This is a genomic window from Pseudomonas cedrina subsp. cedrina (genome assembly GCF_001983175.1).
In the GTDB taxonomy this organism is placed as follows: Bacteria; Pseudomonadota; Gammaproteobacteria; order Pseudomonadales; family Pseudomonadaceae; genus Aquipseudomonas; species Aquipseudomonas cedrina.
Window position 1 is genome coordinate 315,980 of record NZ_MNPW01000008.1, and the last position, 22,633, is coordinate 338,612.

A 22,633-nucleotide genomic window follows, 5' to 3' on the forward strand; every position below is an offset into this window, starting at 1 on the left:
GATCCAATGGCTTGCGAAAGGCGAGGCGTACGATGAGCAAAGAAGTACTGCTGGTTGTTGAGTCGGTATCCAATGAAAAGGGCGTACCGGCAAACGTGATTTTTGAAGCGTTGGAGCTGGCCCTGGCCACTGCTACCAAGAAGCGTTTTGAAGACGAAGTTGATCTGCGTGTGGAAATCAACCGCCACACCGGTGCCTATGAGACTTTCCGTCGCTGGACGGTCGTCGAAGAAGCCGATCTTGATGATCCGGCCATCGAAACCTGGCCGAGCAAGGTTGCGCAAACGCATCCTGGCGCCCAGGTCGGTGATGTCGTCGAAGAAAAGATCGAATCGATCGAGTTCGGCCGTATCGCTGCACAGACTGCCAAGCAGGTCATCGTGCAGAAGGTTCGCGAAGCCGAGCGCGCGCAAGTCGTTGACGCCTATCGCGAGCGCCTGGGTGAAATCATCTCCGGCACTGTGAAAAAAGTCACCCGCGACAACGTGATCGTTGACCTGGGCAACAACGCCGAAGCGTTGCTGGCCCGTGAAGACATCATCTCTCGCGAAACCTTCCGTGTCGGCGTGCGCCTGCGTGCGCTGCTCAAGGAAATCCGCACCGAGAACCGCGGCCCTCAGCTGATCCTGTCGCGTACCGCGCCGGAAATGCTGATCGAGCTGTTCCGTATCGAAGTGCCGGAAATCGCCGAAGGCCTGATCGAAGTCATGGCAGCGTCCCGCGACCCGGGTTCGCGCGCCAAGATCGCGGTCCGCTCCAAGGACAAACGCATCGACCCGCAAGGCGCTTGCATCGGTATGCGCGGTTCGCGCGTCCAGGCAGTGTCGGGCGAATTGGGCGGTGAGCGTGTGGACATCGTTCTGTGGGACGATAACCCGGCGCAGTTTGTGATCAACGCCATGTCGCCGGCTGAAGTGGCGGCAATTATCGTTGACGAAGATGCCCATGCAATGGACATCGCCGTTGGCGCAGACAATCTGGCTCAGGCCATTGGTCGTGGTGGTCAGAACGTGCGTCTGGCCAGCCAACTGACCGGTTGGACCCTGAACGTGATGACCGAATCGGACATCCAGGCTAAACAGCAAGCGGAAACCGGCGACATCCTGCGCAACTTTATCGAAGAGCTTGAAGTCGATGAAGAACTGGCGCAGGTGCTGGTGGACGAAGGCTTTACCAGCCTGGAAGAGATTGCCTACGTACCGGTGGAGGAGATGCTCAACATCGACGGCTTTGACGAGGATATCGTCAACGAGCTTCGCGCTCGGGCCAAGGATCGTTTGTTGACCAAAGCCATCGCTACTGAGGAAAAGCTGGCAGACGCCCATCCGGCCGAAGACCTGCTCTCGCTTGAGGGTATGGACAAGGATCTGGCGATGGAACTGGCGGTGCGCGGCGTAATTACCCGCGAAGACCTGGCCGAGCAGTCTATTGACGATCTGCTCGACATCGACGGCATTGACGATGATCGTGCCGGCAAGTTGATCATGGCCGCCCGAGCCCATTGGTTCGAGTAACTAGGCGCGGCCTGAGGAGAGAAGTGCATGACGCAAGTCACGGTGAAACAACTGGCCGATGAGGTCAAAACACCGGTAGAGCGCCTGTTGCAGCAGATGCGTGAGGCAGGTCTGCCGCACACCGCCGCCGACGAAGGTGTGAGCGACAGTGAGAAGCAGTCTTTGCTGACTCACTTGAAGAGCAGCCACAAGGCGAAAGTGGAAGAACCGCGCAAGATTACATTGCAGCGCAAAACCACCAGCACCCTGCGTGTTGCGGGTAGCAAGAGCATCAGCGTTGAAGTACGCAAGAAGAAAGTCTTCGTACAACGCAGCCCGGAAGAAATCGAAGCCGAGCGCAAGCGCGATCTGGAAGAACGTCGCGCAGTAGAAAATGCTGCACGTCAGAAGGCTGAAGAAGAAGCCAAGCGTCGCGCCGAAGAAGAAGCGCGTCGCCAGCCTGCTGCTGCGCAACCTGCTGGTACTGACGCGGTTGCCGCGCCTGGCGCGCCGGTAGAAGCTGTGCGTGAGGCCGCTCCGGTTGCCCCTGCACCAGCGCCGGCTGCTGACGCCCGCAAGCGCGACGAACCTCGTCGTCCGGACAAGCCGCGTGCTGACGATAACAATCGTCGCGGTGGCGGCGGTGATGGCGAGCGCAAAAACGCTCCGCATCGTGCTTCGGTCAAAGAGAAAGCGCCTGCGCCACGCGTTGCACCACGTACTACCGATGAAGAAAGCGACGGTTTCCGTCGTGGTGGTCGCGGCAAGGCCAAGCTGAAAAAGCGCAACGCCCACGGTTTCCAGAGCCCAACCGGCCCTGTCGTGCGTGATGTGCAGATCGGCGAGACCATCACCGTTGGCGATCTTGCCAACCAGATGTCGGTCAAGGCTGCTGAAATCATCAAGTTCATGTTCAAACTGGGTACTCCAGCGACCATCAACCAGGTGCTTGATCAGGAAACTGCTCAGCTGGTAGCCGAAGAACTGGGCCACAAAGTGACCCTGGTCAGCGACACCGCCCTGGAAGATTCCCTGGCCGAGTCCCTGAAGTTTGAAGGTGAGACGTTCTCCCGTGCGCCAGTTGTGACCGTAATGGGCCACGTTGACCATGGTAAGACGTCGCTGCTCGACTACATCCGTCGTGCCAAGGTAGCTGCTGGCGAAGCCGGCGGCATCACCCAGCACATCGGTGCGTACCACGTTGAAACCGAGCGCGGCATGGTCACCTTCCTCGACACCCCAGGTCACGCCGCGTTTACCGCGATGCGCGCCCGTGGTGCCAAGGCGACTGACATCGTGATCCTGGTGGTTGCAGCGGACGACGGCGTGATGCCGCAGACCATTGAAGCTGTCCAGCACGCCAAGGCTGCCGGTGTTCCACTGGTTGTTGCAGTGAACAAGATCGACAAGCCGGGCGCCGATCTTGATCGCATCCGTAGCGAACTGTCGGTTCACGGCGTGACTTCCGAAGAGTGGGGCGGTGATACGCCGTTCGTTTCGGTCTCGGCGAAAGTCGGTACCGGTGTAGACGAACTGCTTGAAGCGGTCCTGCTGCAAGCCGAAGTACTCGAGCTCAAGGCAACCCCATCGGCTCCAGGCCGCGGTGTTGTGGTTGAATCGCGTCTCGACAAAGGTCGTGGCCCGGTAGCAACCGTCCTGGTTCAAGACGGTACCCTGCGCCAAGGCGACATGGTACTGGTCGGTTCGAACTACGGCCGTGTACGTGCCATGCTCGACGAGAACGGCAAGCCAATCAAGGAAGCCGGTCCTTCCATCCCTGTCGAGATCCTCGGCCTGGACGGTACCCCGGACGCTGGCGACGAGATGAGCGTGGTTGCCGACGAGAAGAAAGCCCGTGAAGTGGCTCTGTTCCGTCAAGGCAAGTTCCGCGAAGTCAAACTGGCTCGTGCTCACGCAGGCAAGCTGGAAAACATCTTCGAAAACATGGGCCAGGCAGAGAAGAAGACGCTCAACATCGTCCTCAAATCCGACGTCCGTGGTTCCCTCGAAGCGTTGAACGGCGCCTTGAACGGCCTGGGTAACGACGAAGTGCAAGTGCGTGTTGTCGGTGGCGGTGTCGGTGGTATCACCGAATCCGACGCCAACCTGGCACTGGCTTCCAACGCTGTATTGTTCGGCTTCAACGTGCGTGCCGATGCTGGCGCTCGCAAGATCGTCGAGCAGGAAGGCCTGGACATGCGTTACTACAACGTCATCTACGACATCATCGAAGACGTCAAGAAAGCCCTTACCGGCATGCTTGGCAGCGACGTTCGGGAGAACATCCTGGGTGTGGCCGAGGTGCGTGACGTGTTCCGCTCGCCGAAATTCGGCGCGATCGCCGGTTGCATGGTTATCGAAGGTGTTGTGCACCGTAACCGTCCAATCCGTGTACTGCGTGAAGACATCGTTATCTTTGAAGGCGAGCTGGAATCCCTGCGCCGCTTCAAGGATGACGCTTCCGAAGTACGTGCCGGCATGGAATGCGGTATCGGCGTCAAGAGCTACAACGACGTCAAGCCTGGCGACAAGATCGAAGTCTACGAGAAGGTTCAGGTTGCTCGCAGCCTCTGACTCTCACACTTCAGGAGCCACACGGCGTGTGGGCATGCAGATGCCCCGCGCGGTGTACGGACTCTAAACGCAACGCCCGGTCTGGCTTTTGTCAGGCCGGGCGTTTGCCGCTTTCAGACCCCACGGGTTTCACCGTGTGGCAGTAACAGGTAACAAGACATGGCAAAAGAATACAGCCGTACCCAGCGTATCGGCGATCAGATGCAGCGCGAGCTGGCCCAACTGATCCGTCGCGAAGTCAAGGATCCACGTGTTGGCCTGGTCACCATCACTGCGGTTGAAGTGAGCCGTGACGTGGGTCACGCCAAGATTTTCATTACCGTGATGGGGCAGGACAGCAGCGAAGAAATCGCGCAAAGCATCAAGGTGCTCAACGCTGCCGCGGGTTTCCTGCGCATGCAGTTGGCCCGTGAAATGAAGCTGCGCAGCGTGCCCCAGTTGCATTTCCACTACGACGAAAGCGTCGTACGCGGTGCGCACCTGTCGGCTTTGATCGAGCGCGCGGTGGCTGAAGACAGCCAGCACCCGTCGACACCTGAAGACGCCAAGGAGTAAGCGGTGGCTCAGGTCAAACGTATCCGTCGCAACGTCAGCGGCATCATTCTGCTCGACAAGCCCATTGGTTTTACCTCCAATGCCGCGTTGCAGAAGGTCCGCTGGCTGCTCAACGCCGAGAAGGCCGGGCACACCGGCAGCCTCGATCCCCTGGCCACCGGCGTATTGCCGTTGTGCTTTGGCGAGGCCACCAAGTTCTCGCAATACCTGCTTGATTCCGACAAGGGTTACGAGACCCTGATGCAGTTGGGCAAGACCACCACCACGGCCGACGCCGAAGGTGATGTGCTGCAGGCGCGCGATGTGACCGTTGGTCGTGCCGATATTGAAGCTGCCTTGCCCGGTTTTCGTGGGCAAATCAGCCAGATACCGCCGATGTACTCGGCGCTCAAGCGTGATGGCCAGCCTCTTTACAAGCTGGCACGTGCGGGCGAAGTAGTGGAGCGCGAACCGCGTTCTGTTACTATTGCCCGGCTCGAATTGCTCGCCTGTGAGGGCGACACTGCCCGATTGGCGGTGGACTGCAGTAAAGGCACCTATATCCGTACCCTGGTGGAAGATATTGGTGAGCAACTGGGCTGTGGCGCATACGTTGCCGAACTGCGACGTACCCAAGCCGGCCCTTTCACCCTGGCCCAGACGGTCACGCTGGAAGAGCTCGAAGCGGTACATGCCGAAGGCGGCAACGAAGCGGTTGATCGCTTCCTGATGCCGTCGGACAGCGGTTTGCTCGATTGGCCATTGCTTCACTTTTCGGAGCACAGCGCGTTCTACTGGCTTAACGGCCAACCCGTACGTGCCCCGGATGCTCCAAAGTTCGGCATGGTGCGGGTACAGGATCATAACGGTCGCTTTATCGGTATCGGTGAAGTGAGCGAAGACGGGCGCATCGCGCCACGTCGACTGATTCGGTCAGAATGACCGGAACCAGTTTGTGGTAAAAGCGTAGCGAGCGAAGGTAAGACAAGGAAAAAACAGGCGAGGAAGCGGAGTTAACTGCTGTTAATGAGCATTCCGAGCCTGTTTTTGACGCAGGATTACCGAGCGCAGTAGCTTTTACGCAAACTGGGACGAGTGTGGCTGTTAACAGGCATGGTCAACACTCATTTTTAGATACAGGGATTTGTCCCTGGCCTGTTGAAACCGCCCTTTGGGTGGTTTCCTTAAAAAAAAGGATTGCCTCATGGCTCTCGACGTTCAAGAAAAAGCACAAATCGTAGCTGACTATCAGCAAGCTGTTGGTGACACTGGTTCGCCAGAAGTGCAAGTTGCACTGCTGACCCACAACATCAACAAGCTGCAGGGTCACTTCAAGGCCAACGGTAAAGATCACCACTCCCGTCGTGGTCTGATCCGCATGGTAAACCAGCGCCGTAAGCTGCTGGACTACCTGAAAGGCAAGGATCTGGGTCGTTATCAGGCTCTGATCGGTCGCCTGGGTCTGCGTCGCTAATCAGCGATTGCGCTAGAGGTTGGTTGTCTGCCGTGTGCCAGTGGGATTCCCGCTGGCCCATGGCAGGCTCCCAGCCTCAAGTTTTATCTGGATACACGTTTTACCCTGGACGAGGGTCGGGCCGATTCCCGACATTGCCCAAGAATTTCGCAAGAAAACAAGTTCCCCAAGAGCCACAAAGAAGGTAGGACACCGTGAACCCGGTTATCAAAAAATTCCAGTTCGGTCAGTCGACCGTTACCCTCGAGACAGGCCGTATCGCCCGTCAAGCCTCCGGCGCAGTGCTGGTTACCGTTGACGACGACGTGACCGTATTGGTGACCGTTGTTGGCGCCAAGACCGCTGACCCGAGCAAAGGCTTTTTCCCTCTGTCCGTTCACTACCAGGAAAAGACTTACGCTGCCGGTAAGATCCCTGGCGGTTTCTTCAAGCGCGAAGGCCGTCCTTCCGAGAAAGAAACCCTGACTTCCCGACTGATCGACCGTCCGATCCGTCCGCTGTTCCCAGAAGGCTTCATGAACGAAGTGCAGGTTGTCTGCACCGTCGTTTCCACCAGCAAGAAGACCGATCCGGACATCGCTGCGATGATCGGTACCTCGGCTGCCCTGGCTATCTCCGGCATTCCTTTTGATGGCCCGATCGGCGCTGCCCGCGTTGCTTTCCACGAAAGCACCGGCTACTTGCTGAACCCGACTTACGAGCAACAGAAAGCATCGAGCCTGGACATGGTCGTTGCCGGTACCTCGGAAGCCGTGTTGATGGTTGAATCGGAAGCCAAAGAGCTGACCGAAGACCAGATGCTGGGCGCCGTACTGTTCGCCCACGACGAGTTCCAGGTGGTGATCAACGCCGTCAAGGAACTGGCCGCTGAAGCTGCCAAGCCAACCTGGACCTGGGCTCCACAGCCTGAAGCCACCGAGTTGCTGGCCGCTATCCGCGCCGAGTTCGGCGACGCGATCTCCCAGGCCTACGCCATCACCGTCAAAGCCGACCGTTACGCTCGCCTGGGCGAGCTGAAGGACCAGGTCGTCGCCAAGCTGTCCGGTGAGGAAGGTCAGCCTTCTTCCAGCGAAGTCAAAGCGGCTTTCGGTGAAATCGAATACCGCACCGTTCGCGAAAACATCGTTAACGGCAAGCCACGTATCGACGGCCGCGACACTCGCACTGTACGTCCGCTGAACATCGAAGTCGGCGTTCTGCCGAAGACTCACGGTTCGGCGCTGTTCACCCGTGGTGAAACCCAGGCACTGGTTGTCGCGACCCTGGGCACCGCCCGTGACGCACAGCTGCTGGACACCCTGGAAGGCGAGAAAAAAGACCCGTTCATGCTGCACTACAACTTCCCTCCGTTCTCGGTGGGCGAGTGTGGTCGCATGGGTGGTGCCGGTCGTCGTGAAATCGGTCACGGCCGTCTGGCCCGTCGTTCGATCGCCGCGATGCTGCCGGCTGCCGACGTGTTCCCGTACACCATCCGCGTCGTGTCGGAAATCACCGAGTCCAACGGTTCCAGCTCCATGGCTTCGGTCTGCGGTGCCTCCCTGGCATTGATGGACGCCGGTGTGCCGATGAAGGCACCGGTTGCCGGTATCGCCATGGGCCTGGTTAAGGAAGGCGAGAAGTTCGCCATCCTGACCGACATCCTGGGCGACGAGGATCACCTCGGCGACATGGACTTCAAGGTAGCCGGTACCGCCAAAGGTGTGACCGCGCTGCAGATGGACATCAAGATCAAGGGCATCACCGAAGAGATCATGGAGATCGCCCTGGGCCAAGCCCTGGAAGCGCGCCTGAACATCCTCGGTCAGATGAACCAGATCATTGGTCAGTCGCGTACCGAGCTGTCGGAAAATGCTCCGACCATGATCGCGATGAAAATCGACACCGACAAAATCCGTGATGTCATCGGTAAAGGCGGCGCGACCATCCGTGCGATCTGCGAAGAAACCAAGGCTTCGATCGACATCGAAGACGACGGCTCGATCAAGATCTTCGGCGAGACCAAGGAAGCTGCAGAAGCTGCCCGCCAGCGCGTTCTGGGCATCACCGCGGAAGCCGAGATCGGCAAGATCTACGTCGGTAAGGTTGAGCGCATCGTCGACTTCGGCGCATTCGTCAACATCCTGCCGGGCAAGGACGGTCTGGTTCACATCTCCATGCTGAGCGATGCCCGCGTTGAGAAAGTGACCGACATTCTCAAAGAAGGCCAGGAAGTGGAAGTGCTGGTACTGGACGTGGACAACCGCGGCCGTATCAAGCTGTCCATCAAGGACGTAGCAGCAGCCAAGGCTTCGGGCGTTTAATTACCCCTGAGCGTTACGCTGAACAAGAGGACTCTTCGGAGTCCTTTTTTTATGGCTTCAGGAAAATGCCGAGAAATCAGGTGCTTACTGAGCGGTAAAAAGCCGCAACTTGCATGCAGTGGTGATTGGCATCATGCAAGTTGCACGATTCCGGGAATTTCGCATTTTCATAACGCATTGATTTATAAGGTTTTAATTGCGCGGCATGACTTGGCACATTGCCTGCAACATCCCTGTTAGCGCTGCAGTGTCGAGGTTTAGGTACTGCGGTCTTTTAATAAAACAGGAGTTACTCGTATGAAGAAGTTCGCTCTCGCTACTGCTACCGCTCTGACTCTGGCCATGGGTGCTAACGTAGCCTTTGCTCAGACTTCCCAAGCCCCTATGACTCTGGCGGCCGGCGAAGCCACCCAGGCTAAGGAAAGCGTTTCGGATACTTGGATCACCACCAAAGTCAAAGCTGACCTGCTGACTGAGAAAGGCATCCCAGGTTCGGACATCAAGGTTGAAACCAACAAAGGCGTGGTTTCCCTGTCTTCCGACGTAGCCATCTCGAACGCGCAGAAGGCTACCGCTGTAGCGATCACCAAAAAAATCAAAGGCGTGACCGCTGTTTCCGCTGACGGCCTGCTGGCTGGCGGTGCTACCAAGGCTGACGGTATCGACAAAACCAAAGGCGCAGCCCATAACGCTGGCGAGGCGACTAGCGATACCTGGATCACCACCAAAGTAAAAGCTGACTTGGTTACCGAGAAAGGTATTCCTGGTACCGACATTAAAGTCGAAACCAACAAAGGTGTTGTCTCCCTGTCGTCCTCTACTGCCGTGACTGAAGCGCAGAAAGAAACCGCAGTAGCGATCACCAAGAAGATCAAAGGCGTTAAAGCTGTATCGGCCGACGGCCTGAAAGCAGAGTAACGCTCAACAGTTCGTCTGAACTAGAAGGCGGCGGCAACGAGTGAGTTAGATATCCACTCAATGCACCTCACAGGTTCATGCGACCGACCACACGGATGTGGTCATTACAGGCCCCGGCACTTGTGTCGGGGCCTGTTCTATTGTGGGCTTGGCTCGAAGTCTTGAGACCGACAAAGATCAATGTGGGAGCTGGCTTGCCTGCGAAAGCATCACCTCAGTTCAGCTGATTGACCGAGGTGTCTGCATCGCAGGCAAGCCAGCTCCCACATTTGGACAAGCATCGCTCGTAGTTACTCGGCATCCAGATGCATCGGCGTGACCACCCGACCATCTTTTTCAGCCTGCCCCAACTGCGCATCAATGAAGTACACCCGGTCATCCTCCAACTGGCCTTTATCCACCAGGTAATCCTTGATGGTGCTGGCCCGGTCCTGGCCCAGTTGGCGCAGTAACACATCACTGGCGCTCCAGAACTTGATCACGCCGTCACGAAGCCTCGCACTGCGTTCGTCGCTGCTCAGGTCCTTCCACTCGGCCGGCGGTTGTTGTTTCAGGCGGGTGCGGTAGATGCCTTCGAGCAAGGGCGCCTTTTCTTTTTCGGGTACGACAAGCAGCGACGCCTGGGCGGGCACCTTGTCGCCACGTCGCTGGAGGATCTTGTAGTAGTTGTATTGGTATTCACGTTCCAGTCGCTGTGCAGCGAGGAACGGGCCATCGCTGCTGGCGGCGGCAGTGCCTTCGATTTCCAGGCGCAGTGCTGGACGTTCTTTCAAGGCCTTGGCCAGGGTGTTCAAGGCGCCCTCGGCGTCCTTGTTCAACTCGCTGGAGCCTGCGGCAAACGACACACTACCGAGGTCTTCCGAGCCCCCGCCGGTCACCAGCCCGCCTATGAACTTGAAGGGCGCCGTTGCCGCGCGCACCACCAGATTACGCAGGGTCTGCCATACAATCGGCATTACGCTGAATTGCGGGTTATTCAGGTCGCCTGTCACGGGCAACTCAAGGGTGATCTTGCCATTCGAATCCTTGAGCAGCGCGACTGCCAGGCGAATCGGCAAGTCCACCGCATCGGCGCTGTCGACTTTCTCACCCAGTTGCAATTGCTCGACCACCACTTTGTTCTCGGCCTTCAACTGGCCCTTGGTAATCACATAGTGCAGGTCGAGGTTCAAGCGTCCCTTGCGGATACGGAACCCGGCGAACTTGCCGGAATAGGGGGTCAGGGTGGTCAGTTCGACACGTTTGAAACTGGTGGCAATGTCCAGCGCCGCCATGGGATCGAACGGGTTCACGCTGCCTTTGATGGTAACCGGCGCATAGCGGTCGACCTTGCCCTTGATATCAACGCTAGCCGGTTTGGCCTGGCGGCTATCAATCGTGCCGATCTGCCCGTTGAGCTGTTGAATGGCGGTGGCGAAGTTTGGTGTAAGGCTGAAGTCGGCAAAGTTGGCCGAACCGTCGTTGATCGCGATCTGCCCGATACGGATGCCCAGGGGCTTTTCCTTGCTGGCAGGCTTGGCGCTTTTGTCGGCCGGTTGAGGGATCAACAGGTCATCGACGTTGGTGGTACGGTCATCGTTGATCATGAAGCGCGCATAGGGCTGCAGCAGGTTGACCTTGTCGATCGACAGGCTATCGCCGTGCTGGTAGTTGACGCCTTCGAGCACCAGTCGCTGCCATTTGACGAAGTCGCGGGTCTTGAGGGTGTCCAGCGTATGCAACTGGTCGACCTGCGCCCGTCCCGTGATCTGCAGCTTCAAAGGATCAGTGCTTTTCAGGTCGACATCGAGATTGCTGCCGAGCATGCCGCTGCGCAGTTCCAGGCGGATGAAGGGGCTGATATAGGACTGGGCAACCCGCAGGTCGATGTCCTGGGTATTCACCTTCAGCTTGGCGCTGACCGGGTTGAGGTTGACCGCGCCGCTCGCCTGGAGCTTGCCTTGCTTGCCCAGGCCCGTGTCGACCTTCAAGGTGAAGGGGCTCTGGTTGAGGCTATCGAAATTCTGCACATCGACATTCAACGGGCCCAGTTCCAGCGCGACCGCAGGCTTGGCCCGGCGGTCTGCCAGGTGCACCTGATAGTTACGCAGTTGCACATCCTTGAGCAGCACTTGCCAGGGCTTGCCTGGTGCGGCGGGTTCAGCTTTTGGCGAGTCGGCAGTGGCTGGCGCGGTGGTGGGTTCCGGCGCCTTGGCGGGTTTGTTGGGTTGGCTGGCGAACAGTTTTTGCCAATCCAGTTGGCCGTCGGCCTCAAGGGCCGCCCAGGTTTCCAGTTTGTTGCTGCGGATCTTGCCAACCACCACCTGCTGCTTGGCCAGGTCCACTGTGGTCTCGCTGATATCCAGGCGTTCCAGGCGTACCAATGGACGACCGTCCGGTGCCTTCATGGCAAAGGGCGCAATGCTGGCGGCGGTGTTGGTCAGGTTCAGCTCGGTCTCCTTGGCCAGGCTGAACTTATATTCAGTGCTGAAGTTGAGCACACCATCTTCCAGCACCAGGGGCAGCGCGTCGCGTACATAGGGCCACCAGGCTTTCATCTTGCCATCGGTGACCTTCAAGGTGCCTTCGGAGGTGATCGGCACCAGGCTGAAGTTGCCTTTCCAGTCGATCTGCCCGCCTTCAGGCCCGGCTGCCACCAGCGTCATGTCGGCATTGTCTTCCGGCAGGGTACTGAGGTTTTTCAGTTCGAAGTCGAGGGTGTCATAAAGGAATTCGATGGGCTCGCTCGGGCGCAAGTCCTGGAAGTGCACATAGCCGCCCGCCAGCTTGATGCTGTCGATACGCAACGGAAACGGTTTGGCATCAGGATCGGCCGGGGTTGGCTCGCTGGGTGGCAGCTTGAACAGCTGCGCCAGGTTCAGCTGGCCGGACTTGTTGAACAGCAGCTCGGTCTTGGGCTTGTCCAGTTGTACGTCAGCCAGGTGCAGGGCGCGGGTCCATAGGCTGTCGATCTGCAGGTTGGCGTAGAGACGCTCGAAACCCACCTGTTCCTTGCCGGGCTCACCGATTTTCAGCCCCCATGCCGTCACTTCCAGGCTGAACGGGTTTAGCTCGATCCGCTCGATCCGCGCCGGCACCGTGGCGTAATTGGCCAGTTGCTGGTTGGCAATGCGAAGCGCGATACCGGGGAGAATCAAAAAGCCCAGCAGGCTATACAGGGCAAGGGCAGTCAACAAAGCGCCAGCGGCGCGGATCAATCCTTTGGGCATGGGGCGGCGCCATCTATGTCAAACAGGAGTGCCTTGGAGTATGGCACGGCTTTTCGGTTCCGAAGCGCTGGGCCTTTGGGAAACCTCTTACAGCTGAAGTATCAAGGTTTTCAAAGGAGGCTGTTGATCCTGCGAGGGAAAGTCCGCGCCAGGCGTCATGATTTCCCAGTTACGCACCGGGCGCCCGGCTTTTTCCGCACAGCGCAGCACCTGCTCACGCCAATCCTCCATACTGACTTTCGCCAGGTTGTTGCAGCAGATCAGCACGCCATTGTTGGCGGTGGCAAGCAGCGCCGGCTTGAGCAGGCTCTGGTAGTCGCGCAGCAGGTCGACGGTGCCGAACGCGCTTTTGGCCCAGGCCGGAGGGTCGAGCAGCACCAAGTCGTATTGGCGCTGCTCCAGGCGTGGATAACTGGGCAGCTTTTGCCCGCGCCGCTGGGTGATCGGCAGACCGGCCAGTTGGCGGATCGCCGGAAAGTAGTCGGACTGCACGAATTGCATGGTCGGCAACTGCGGGTTCAGCAGGCCATTTTCGCGGCCGATCGCCAGGTTGCCCTCGGCAAAATCCAGGTTGCATACCTCGCGGGCCCCCCCGGCGGCAGCGCTCAGGCCCACGCCGCAGGTGTAGGCGAACAAGTTCAGCACGCTTTTGCCGGCGCTGTGTGCCTTGACCCAACCCCGCGTGTTACGCAGATCCAGAAAGAGAAGCGGGTCTTGCCCCGCATGCCGCCCGCGCACGCGGTAATTGAGGCCCCATTCGTGGCCAATCAGATCGTCCAGCGCCGCGGGTTCGGCGCGGTATACCGTGTCTTCGCGGTCGATGCGCGAATTGCCACGGGAGCGGTCGTTGTACACCAGCAGCAGTTCCAGGCCCAAATGCTGGTTGACCTGCTGATGCAGGGCCAGCAGGTCTGCGCTTTCCAGGGCATTGTGGAAGCTCTGTACCAACAATTGCGGGCCATAGCGGTCGATGGTCAGGCCGCCGGCGCCTTCCTGGCTGCCATGGAACAGCCGGTAGCAGTCGGTGCCCTGGGCGTGCAACTCGCCGATCAGGTCTTGGCGATGGTCGAGGGCGGCGCGCAGCGCCTGATTCAAGGAAGACATGGAGCGCGCCTGGCTAAGTGATGGATGGCAATGAGGGCGCGGAGTTTAGCAGCTATGCGACGTCGCCTACATCAACCCCATCCGCCGATGGGCGCGTTGCACCGAACCGTTGCGCATCGCCCAACGCAGCATCGGCGCACTGCGCTTGACCCCGGCGCGGACCATCTGGCGCTGCAGCGGGCTCTGGTGTTGCTGGAGCATGGCGCTGGCCCAATCCGGCAGCAAGTCGATCCCGGCCTGCATCATCAAGCTGCCGAAGGGTTTGGCCAGCAGGCTGGGGGCGGGCGCGTTGAGCAGCAAACGCAGCACTTCGCGGCTTCGGTCGTCGCACAGCAATTGCGGGCGGATGCGGGCCATGTAATCCGAAATTTCCTGGCGGGAACGCGGAACATTCAGCGCGCCCAGGCGTTCCGCCACCAACGCAATTTCACTGTAGTAGCGGTCCTGGTCCGGGCCAGAAAGGTGCGGGTTACGGTAGCGCAAATGCGCGGCCAGGAAGTTGCTGACTTCCGCCACATGCACCCAGGTCAGCAGGTCCGGGTCGCTGGCTGCATAAGGCCGCCCGTCCGGCGCATGCCCTACCACCTGCAGGTGAATGGTGCGGACCTTTTCGATCAGCCATTCGGCGTCTTTGCGCGAGCCAAAGGTGGTGCCCGAGATGAACTGCGAGGTACGCCGCAAGCGCCCGAGCATGTCCTGGCGAAAATTCGAATGGTCCCACACGCCGGCCAGGGCCAATGGGTGCAAGGCTTGCAGCATCAAGGCACTGATGCCGCCAATGAGCATGCTGCTGAAATCACCATGGACTTGCCAGCTCACCGAGTCCGGCCCGAACAGGCCCGGGTCGCCCTTGGGGTTTTCCAGGTCCAGCTGGCCCAGCGCCAGGCCGGTCAGGCTCAGCAACTGGGTTTCGATACGGCTGCGGATAAATTCCATGGCGACTCAGGGGTTCCTATCGGTTCAGGCGTTTGTCGATCAGGCCCTCTACAACGCTGGGGTCGGCCAGCGTCGAGGTATCACCGAGGCTGTCGAGTTCGTTGCAGGCGATCTTGCGCAGAATCCTGCGCATGATCTTGCCGGAACGGGTTTTCGGCAAGGCCGGTGCCCATTGGATCAGTTCCGGCTTGGCAAAGCTGCCGATTTCCTTGCTGACCAATTCCAGCAGGTGCTTTTTCAGCGCGTCGCTGGGCTCTACGCCATTCATGGGGGTGACAAAGGCATAGATGCCCTGGCCTTTGACGTCATGGGGATAGCCCACCACGGCGGCTTCGGCCACTTGGTCGTGCAGCACCAGGGCACTTTCCACCTCGGCGGTGCCGATGCGGTGGCCGGAGACGTTGATCACATCGTCGATGCGCCCGGTGATCCAGTAATCGCCGTCCTCATCGCGCCGCGCGCCGTCACCGGTGAAGTAATAACCGGGGTAGGGTTTGAAATAGGTGTCGACCATGCGCTGCGGATCGCCGTACACGCTGCGGATTTGCCCCGGCCAACTGGCCTTGATCGCCAGCACGCCGTTGCCGGCGCCACTGATTTCCTTGCCTTGCTCGTCGAGCAATACGGGCTGCACGCCGAACATCGGCTGGGTTGCGCAGCCGGGCTTGATCCGCTGGGCGCTCACCAATGGGCTGAGCATGATGCCGCCGGTCTCGGTCTGCCACCAGGTGTCCACGATCGGGCAGCGCTGTTCGCCAACTGCATTGAAGTACCAGTCCCAGGCTTCCGGGTTGATCGGCTCGCCCACGCTGCCGAGCAAGCGCAGGCTGGCGCGGGACGTATTTTCCAGTGGGCCATGGCCCTCACGCATCAATGCGCGCAAGGCCGTGGGCGCGGTGTAGAAGATATTGACCTTGTGCTTGTCAATCACCTGCCAGAAGCGCGAGCTGTCCGGGTAGCTCGGCACACCTTCGAACATCAGTGAGGTCGCGCCGTTGGCCAGCGGACCGTAGACGATGTAGCTATGGCCGGTGACCCAGCCCACATCGGCGGTGCACCAGAACACTTCGCCGTCGCGGTAGTCGAGTACGTATTTGAACGTCATGGCCGCTTGCAGCAGGTAGCCGCCGGTGCTGTGCAGCACGCCTTTGGGTTTGCCGGTGCTGCCGGAGGTGTAGAGGATGAACAGCGGGTCTTCGGCGTCCATCGGCTCGGGTGGGCAATCGTCGCTGGCGGCGTCGAGGGCCTGTTGATACTTGAGATCGCGGCCTTCGCTCCAATTGACGATGGCACCGGTGCGTTCAACCACCAGCACCGTGCTGACATCGGGGCAACAGGCCAGCGCCTTGTCGACATTCTGTTTCAGCGCCACCGGCTTGCCGCCGCGCACGCCCTGATCGGCGGTGATGACGGTGCGGCAGTCGGCATCGAGGATCCGGTCGCGCAGGGCATCCGGCGAGAACCCGCCAAATACCACCGAGTGCACCGCGCCAATGCGTGTGCAGGCCAGCATGGCGTAGGCGGCTTCCGGGATCATCGGCATGTAGATGCACACCCGATCGCCTTTCTTTACGCCACGGCTTTTCAGCACATTGGCCAGGCGGCTTACGTTCTGGTGCAGTTGGCGGTAGGTGATGTTGGAGGATTTTGTCGGATCATCGCCTTCCCAGATGAGGGCCGGTTGATCGGCGCGTTGCGCCAGGTGACGGTCGATGCAGTTGTAGCTGACGTTCAGCTGACCGCCGGCAAACCATTGGGCGGCGCCGGTGTGGATGTCTGAGCGATGAACGCTGTGCCAGGGGGTAATCCAGTCGAGAAAGCCCTTGGCCTGTTCAGCCCAGAACGTGTCCGGCTGTTCGATGGATTGGCGGTAGAGGCGCTGATAGTCCTCTTGACTGAGTTGCGCAGCCCGGCGGACGGCATCGGCGGTGGGAAACGTGCTGATATCGAACATGAGCGATCCTTATTCTTGTTTTTGCGACAAGTCATAAAGATGCACCCTGTAAGGGGAGGGTTCAAGGCCAACCTCCAAACGGACGTTGGCCCTGCAAAACCTGGATCAGCCGCGGTGACGACCACGGAAGTAGTTGATCAGGCCCTGGGTCGACGCATCGTCGGCCACGGTTTCCTCGGCACCGGTCAGGCGGTTGTAGACGCCCTTGCCCAGCTCTTTACCGAGTTCCACACCCCATTGGTCGAAGGCGTTGATACCCCAGATCACGCTCTGCACGAACACTTTGTGCTCATACATGGCGACCAGCGCGCCCAAGCGACGCGGGCTGATGCGCTCGACCACCAGGGTGTTACTCGGACGGTTGCCCGGAATCACCTTGTGCGGCGCGAGTTTCTGCACGTCTTCTTCCGGGATGCCCTTGTCGCGCAGCTCGGCTTCGGCTTCGCCGCGGGTCTTGCCGAGCATCAATGCCTGGCTCTGGGACAGGCAGTTGGCATACAGCCATTGATGGTGGTCGGACACCGGGTTGAAGCTGACGATCGGCACAATGAAGTCAGCCGGGATCAGTTGGGTCCCCTGGTGCAGCAACTGGTGGTAGGCATGCTGACCGTTGCAGCCCACGCCGCCCCAGATCACCGGGCCGGTATCGGTGCCCACCGGCGTACCGTCCTGGCGCACGCTCTTGCCGTTGGATTCCATGTCCAACTGTTGCAAGTGCTTGGTGATGTTACGCAGGTAGTGGTCGTACGGCAGGATCGCATGGCTCTGCGCACCCCAGAAGTTGCCGTACCACACGCCCAGCAGGCCCAGCAGTACCGGCATGTTCTGTTCGAACGGCGCGTTCTGGAAATGCTGGTCCATGGTGTAGGCGCCGGACAGCAGTTCCTTGAAGTTGGACATGCCGATGGCCAGGGCGATTGGCAAGCCAATGGCCGACCACAGCGAGTAACGCCCGCCGACCCAGTCCCACATCGGGAAGATGTTCTCTTCGCGGATGCCGAAGGCAACCGCTGCCGCGTTATTGCTCGATACGGCGATGAAGTGCCGGTACAGCTCGGCTTCCGAGCCACCCTGGGCCAGGTACCAGGCGCGGGCGGCCTGGGCGTTCTTCAGGGTTTCCAGGGTGTTGAAGGATTTCGACGAGACGATAAACAGCGTGGTCTCGGCGCGCAGCTTCATGGTCAGTTCATGGAACTCGCTGCCGTCGATGTTTGCCAGGTAATGGCAGCGCACGCCTTTGTGGGCGTAGGACAGCAGCGCTTCGGAGACCAGCTCCGGGCCGAGGAACGAGCCACCGATACCGATATTCACTACGTCGGTGATCGGCTTCTCGGTGTAGCCACGCCACAGGCCGTCATGGATGCGCCCGACCAGGTCGGTCATCTGGTTCAGCACCTTGTGCACGTCCGGCATGATGTTCACGCCGTTGACCGACAACTTGTCACCCACAGGGCGGCGCAGCGCAGTGTGCAGGGCTGGGCGGTGTTCGGAAGAGTTGACGGGTTCGCCGTTGTACAGCGCGTCGATCGCCGCCTTGAGGTCGACTTCCTTGGCCAGCGCCACCAGCAGGTCACGGGTTTCGCCGGTAATCAGGTTTTTGGAGTAATCGAGGAAAAGTCCGCAGCTGCTCAAGGTGAACTGTGAAAAACGCTGCGGATCGGCATTGAACGCTTCGCGCATGCTGAAATCCTGCATGGCTTGGCGATGTTGATTGAGCGCTTGCCAGGCGGGCAGAGCGGTAACGTCATGAGGAGTGCGGTAGTACGCCATCGCTGCGGGTTTCCTTTTTATTACGGGGACTGCCTTTAGGACACTTCTGGGTCCGGAACGTCCAAATTTTCATCAGGCAATGGGTTCCGGACAGCGCTAACCATAGCGCAGGGCGATTACATTAAACCTAGCGTGTCGATATGTCTTGGCTTTGTCTGCGCTGTGGCCGGTACTTTTTTATACCGGCGCAACGAGAAGAGCAACGAGAACCGCGACGGGAGGGGCTCAGTCGAGGGTCAGGTGCAGGTTGTCGATGAGGCGGGTGGCGCCCAGGTACGCCGCGACCAGGATCACGATATCGCGGTCCTCGGCCGTGGCCGGGCGCAGGTGTACGCCCTGGCGTACTTCGAGGTAGTCCAGGCGCAGCCCGGCGGCTTCGATCTGCCCGACCTGCTCGGCGTGCAGCCTGGCAAAGTCACGCTCACCGGCTTTGATCGCCGCGCCAATCTGGCTGAGGCAGCGGTACAGCACCGGCGCGATGGCGCGTTGCTCGTCGGTGAGGTAGCCGTTGCGTGATGACAGCGCGAGGCCGTCGTCGGCGCGCACGGTGGGCTCGCCGATGATCTGGATCGGCATGTTCAGGTCTTGGACCATGGCGCGGATCACCGCCAGTTGCTGATAGTCCTTCTGGCCAAACACCGCCATGTCCGGCTGGACCATGTTGAACAGCTTGCTGACCACCGTCGCCACGCCTTCGAAGTGCCCCGGACGGCTGGCGCCGCACAGGCCTTCAGACAGCTGCGGCACGCTGACACGGGTCTGGCCGGTGGTGCCGCCGGGGTACATTTCCTCGACGGTGGGCGCGAACAGCAGGTTGCAGCCGGCTTGCAGCAGCTTTTCCTGGTCGGCAGCCAAGGTGCGCGGGTATGTGTCCAGGTCTTCGCCGGCGCCGAACTGCAGCGGGTTGACGAAGATGCTGGCGACGACGAAATCCGCCTGCTGGGCAGCCTTGGTCACCAGGGTGGCATGGCCGCTGTGCAGGTTGCCCATGGTGGGTACGAAGCCGATGCGCTTGCCGGCGCTACGGGCATGGGTTACGGCAGCCCGTAGTTCACGTACGGTTTTAACGGTGTTCATGCGGAGAATCCGTGTTCGGCGCCTGGAAAGGTCACGCCTTTGACTTCAGCCACGTAGGCGCTCAATGCGTCGTGGATACTGGTTTGGCCGGCCATGAAATTCTTCACGAATTTGGGCACGCGGCCGCTGATCGACAGGCCGAGCATGTCGTGCAGCACCAGCACTTGACCATCGGTGGCCGATCCCGCGCCAATCCCGATCACCGGCACTTTAACGGCCTGGGTGATTTCGGCCGCCAGTTCGCTGGGCACGCATTCGAGCAGGATCATCGCTGCGCCCGCTTGCTCCAGGGCGATGGCGTCGGCACGCATCTGGCGCGCCTGGGCTTCATTGCGGCCTTGTACCTTGTAGCCGCCGAGGAGGTTGACCGACTGCGGCGTCAGGCCCATGTGCGCGCATACCGGCACGCCGCGCTCCGCCAGCAGGCGGATCGATTCGGCCAGCCATACGGCGCCTTCCACTTTGATCATGTGCGCACCGGCTTGCATCAGCTTGCCGGCATTCTGGAACGTCTGTTCGAGTGTGGCGTAACCCATGAACGGCATGTCGGCGATGATGAAGGCGCCATCGTTACCGCGCTTGACGCTGGCGGTGTGGTAGGCAAGTTCATCGGTGGTCACGGGCAGTGTGCTGTCATTCCCTTGAAGCACCATGCCCAGGGAGTCACCCACCAGCAACACTTCGACCCCGGCCTGGCAACTGGCGTGGGCAAAGGTGGCGTCATAGCAGGTCAGCATGGTGATTTTTTCACCTTTGAGCTTGAGGCTCTGCAAGGTGGTCAGGGTAATGTCTGGCATGAAAAGGGTCCTCGTTCAGGCGCTTGGAAACAGCGAGTAACGCGCGTGAGTCTTCGTTTATACAGGCGCACTGTCTTGAGAGCAGTGCTTATAAGGCCTGGATTGCGCCCTTAAGCGCCGGGTTGGCGGCAGCGGGACGCCTATAGTCGTGAGGAGGACACGGGAAGTCAATTGGATGTGTTACCGCATTGTTACGAGGGCGGTGTTACCGCTGTTACTGATGCGATTCAGCACCTGGCAAGCCGTTTCGAGTGGCATGAGATCAAAATGTGGGAGCTGGCTTGCCTGCGATAGCATCCCCTCGGTCTCACTGAAAGACCGAGTTGCTTGCATCGCAGGCAAGCCAGCTCCCACATTGACCGGGTCAGCCTTGGGGAAGCCGTTCCAAGCCGGCAAACGGGCAGGCGGCGAGCAAGTTGCTGAGCGTTTGACCGTCGGGCAATTGCAGTGCTGCGGGCGCCAGTTCAGCCAACGGGTAAAGCACAAACGCCCTTAGGTGCATCTGATAGTGCGGCACCTTCAAGCGCGGCTCGTCGATCAGGCGATCCCCGAACAGCAGGATGTCAAGGTCGAGGGTGCGTGGGCCCCAACGCTCAAGGCGTTCGCGGCCTTGATCGTTCTCGATGGCTTGCAGCGCATCCAGCAGCTCCAGGGGCGCAAGGCTGCTGTCCAAGGCGGCAACCGCGTTGGTGTAGCGCGGCTGGCCCGGGAGCAGGGAATCACTTTGATAGAAGGCGGAGACGCCAGCGAGGGTGGTGCCAGGCAATCGCGCCAGTGCCTCGATAGCACTGCGCAATTGCTTGTCCGGGGCCGCGAGGTTGCTGCCCATGCCGATGTAGATACGTTCCACGTTTAGTCGCCTGCGGCGCCCGACGCGTCAGCGGCGCTGCGTTTGCGTTTGGTGCCACTGCGACGGCGCTTCTTCGGCCCCTCGCCAACGCCATCGCCTTTGCCGGCGAGGTCGCGAATCATGTCGCGGCGCTCGCTGTCATTGGCGTCCTGGTAGTCGGTCCACCATTCACCTAGGCCGTCAGTCGCCTCGCCGGCGCTTTCACGCAGCAACAGGAAGTCATAGCCGGCGCGGAAACGCGGATTATCGAGCAACAGGTCGGCACGCTTGCCGCTGCGGCGCGGCAGGCGCTCCTGCATGTCCCAGATCTCGCGGATCGGCATGGTGAAACGTTTAGGAATTGCAATGCGTTGGCACTGCTCGGCGATCAGCTCGTGCGCGGCTTCCTGCATGGCCGGAATCGGCGGCATGCCACGGTCTTGCAGGCGCAATACGCGCTTCGGCAAGGCGGGCCACAACAGGGCGGCAAACAGGAACGCCGGGGTTACCGGCTTGTTCTGCTTGATGCGCAGGTCCGTGTTAATCAGCGCTTCGCTGATCAGCGTATGGGTATAGGTCGGGTTGTATTCCAGCGCCTCGGCACTGGCCGGGAACAGCGGGTCGAACAATTGCAGGTCGACGAGCATTTCGAAGGTGTCGGCGGCATAGCCCGAAAGGAACAGCTTGAGCACTTCTTCGAACAGGCGCGCCGAGGGAATTTCCCGCAGCATCGGTGCCAGCTCGCGGATCGGCGCAGCGGTGTGTTTCTCGATACCGAAATTCAGCTTGGCGGCAAAACGCACCGCACGCAGCATGCGCACCGGGTCTTCCTGGTAACGCTTGACCGGATCGCCGATCAGGCGGATCAGATGGTTGCGAATATCGTGCACGCCATTGGCGTAATCGAGAATGCGCTCGCTGACCGGGTCGTAGTACAGGGCGTTGATGGTGAAGTCGCGGCGTTGCGCGTCTTCTTCCAAGGTGCCGTAGACGTTGTCGCGCAGGATACGTCCGCTCTCGTTGCGGGAAGACTGGTTGGTGTCTTCCTCTTCATCGTTTTGCGGGTGGCCGGCGCGGAACGTCGCGACCTCGATGATTTCGCGACCGAAGTGGATATGCACCAGCTTGAAACGGCGGCCGATGATCCGCGCGTTACGAAACTCGGCGCGTATCTGCTCGGGCGTGGCACTGGTGGCGACGTCGAAGTCCTTGGGCGTGATGTTGAGCAACATGTCGCGTACGCAGCCACCCACCAGATAGGCCTGGTAGCCGGCGTTCTGCAAACGTTCGACGATGTTCACCGCATAGCGGCTGAATTGAGCGCGCTGCAATGAATGCTGATTGCTGTTAAGCACTTCAGGCGTGCTGCGAATGTGTTGCGTACGACGCAAGGGAGAACGGAATGACTGGAACAACTTCTTCAGCATGGGATGCACTGTTTGAAGGAATGTTCGGCCATAACGAAGAATGACCGCATGATGGGCCGGGATTCTAGCATTTAGTCGGGGGATGGTGTAGGAACAAGCTGCGAGCCTTGCGTCAAAAGCGTTTGAGCATCAAAACGGCGCGAAACAGCGGAAACTACAAGGGGAGCCGAAGCTCCCCCAGAAGTAGTTGCGTGCTCTATTTTTATTATGGGTTGCGGGCTTCTTGTTTTTGTTGAT

The 22,633-nt window shown here is 59.8% G+C and carries 16 protein-coding genes; 7 read left to right on the top strand and 9 right to left on the bottom strand.

The genetic code is table 11. The features are described 5' to 3' along the window. Positions 1-32: 32 nt before the first annotated feature. The 7 genes from nusA (at position 33) to BLL36_RS18905 (ending at position 9,293) form a co-directional block, all read left to right on the top strand. Entirely contained in the window at positions 33-1,514 is a 1,482-nt protein-coding gene (gene nusA, locus BLL36_RS18875; RefSeq protein WP_076952839.1) for a transcription termination factor NusA, read from the top strand. A 27-nt stretch (positions 1,515-1,541) separates the two neighbouring features. Then, positions 1,542-4,067 (top strand): translation initiation factor IF-2, encoded by a 2,526-nt coding sequence (infB, locus tag BLL36_RS18880; RefSeq protein WP_076952840.1) that lies wholly within the window; start codon positions 1,542-1,544, stop codon positions 4,065-4,067. 159 nt (positions 4,068-4,226) lie between these two features. Beyond that, positions 4,227-4,622 (top strand): 30S ribosome-binding factor RbfA, encoded by a 396-nt coding sequence (rbfA, locus tag BLL36_RS18885; protein WP_057725021.1) that lies wholly within the window; start codon positions 4,227-4,229, stop codon positions 4,620-4,622. A gap of 3 nt (positions 4,623-4,625) precedes the next feature. Continuing rightward, positions 4,626-5,543, top strand: coding sequence for a tRNA pseudouridine(55) synthase TruB (gene truB / locus BLL36_RS18890; RefSeq protein ID WP_076952841.1), 918 nt, complete (start codon positions 4,626-4,628; stop codon positions 5,541-5,543). A gap of 262 nt (positions 5,544-5,805) precedes the next feature. Further along, positions 5,806-6,075, top strand: coding sequence for a 30S ribosomal protein S15 (rpsO, locus tag BLL36_RS18895; RefSeq protein WP_003176135.1), 270 nt, complete (start codon positions 5,806-5,808; stop codon positions 6,073-6,075). Positions 6,076-6,269: 194 nt separating this feature from the next. After that, entirely contained in the window at positions 6,270-8,375 is a 2,106-nt protein-coding gene (pnp, locus tag BLL36_RS18900) for a polyribonucleotide nucleotidyltransferase (RefSeq protein ID WP_076952842.1), read from the top strand. Positions 8,376-8,672: 297 nt separating this feature from the next. Continuing rightward, a complete protein-coding gene (locus tag BLL36_RS18905) occupies positions 8,673-9,293 on the top strand; it encodes a BON domain-containing protein (protein ID WP_076952843.1) in 621 nt (206 codons plus the stop codon). Between the two features lie 290 nt (positions 9,294-9,583). Here BLL36_RS18905 and BLL36_RS18910 read toward each other — a convergent pair whose 3' ends face one another. The 9 genes from BLL36_RS18910 to BLL36_RS18950 form a co-directional block, all read right to left on the bottom strand. Further along, positions 9,584-12,502, bottom strand: coding sequence for a DUF748 domain-containing protein (locus BLL36_RS18910; protein WP_076952844.1), 2,919 nt, complete (start codon positions 12,500-12,502; stop codon positions 9,584-9,586). A gap of 87 nt (positions 12,503-12,589) precedes the next feature. Beyond that, on the bottom strand, positions 12,590-13,606 hold the full coding sequence (locus BLL36_RS18915; protein WP_076952845.1) for a class I SAM-dependent rRNA methyltransferase: 1,017 nt from the start codon (positions 13,604-13,606) through the stop codon (positions 12,590-12,592). A 66-nt stretch (positions 13,607-13,672) separates the two neighbouring features. Continuing rightward, positions 13,673-14,542 carry an oxygenase MpaB family protein gene (locus tag BLL36_RS18920; RefSeq protein WP_076952846.1) on the bottom strand — a complete coding sequence of 290 codons (870 nt, stop codon included), beginning with the start codon at positions 14,540-14,542 and terminating at the stop codon, positions 13,673-13,675. 16 nt (positions 14,543-14,558) lie between these two features. Further along, the gene (gene acs, locus BLL36_RS18925; RefSeq protein ID WP_076952847.1) at positions 14,559-16,496 is read right to left on the bottom strand and encodes an acetate--CoA ligase; all 1,938 of its coding nucleotides are present in this window, start codon (positions 16,494-16,496) and stop codon (positions 14,559-14,561) included. Positions 16,497-16,601: 105 nt separating this feature from the next. Next, positions 16,602-18,266: a glucose-6-phosphate isomerase gene (gene pgi / locus BLL36_RS18930; RefSeq protein WP_076952848.1), complete on the bottom strand. Its 1,665-nt coding sequence runs from the start codon at positions 18,264-18,266 to the stop codon at positions 16,602-16,604. Positions 18,267-18,491: 225 nt separating this feature from the next. After that, the gene (gene panC, locus BLL36_RS18935) at positions 18,492-19,343 is read right to left on the bottom strand and encodes a pantoate--beta-alanine ligase (protein WP_076952849.1); all 852 of its coding nucleotides are present in this window, start codon (positions 19,341-19,343) and stop codon (positions 18,492-18,494) included. Further along, entirely contained in the window at positions 19,340-20,140 is an 801-nt protein-coding gene (panB, locus tag BLL36_RS18940) for a 3-methyl-2-oxobutanoate hydroxymethyltransferase (RefSeq protein ID WP_076952850.1), read from the bottom strand. Before panB ends, panC begins: the two co-directional genes overlap by 4 nt. A 364-nt stretch (positions 20,141-20,504) precedes the next feature. Next, positions 20,505-20,990, bottom strand: a complete 486-nt coding sequence (gene folK / locus BLL36_RS18945; RefSeq protein ID WP_076952851.1) for a 2-amino-4-hydroxy-6-hydroxymethyldihydropteridine diphosphokinase — start codon at positions 20,988-20,990, stop codon at positions 20,505-20,507. Positions 20,991-20,992: 2 nt separating this feature from the next. Beyond that, on the bottom strand, positions 20,993-22,396 hold the full coding sequence (locus BLL36_RS18950; protein ID WP_076952852.1) for a polynucleotide adenylyltransferase PcnB: 1,404 nt from the start codon (positions 22,394-22,396) through the stop codon (positions 20,993-20,995). Positions 22,397-22,633: the final 237 nt, after the last annotated feature.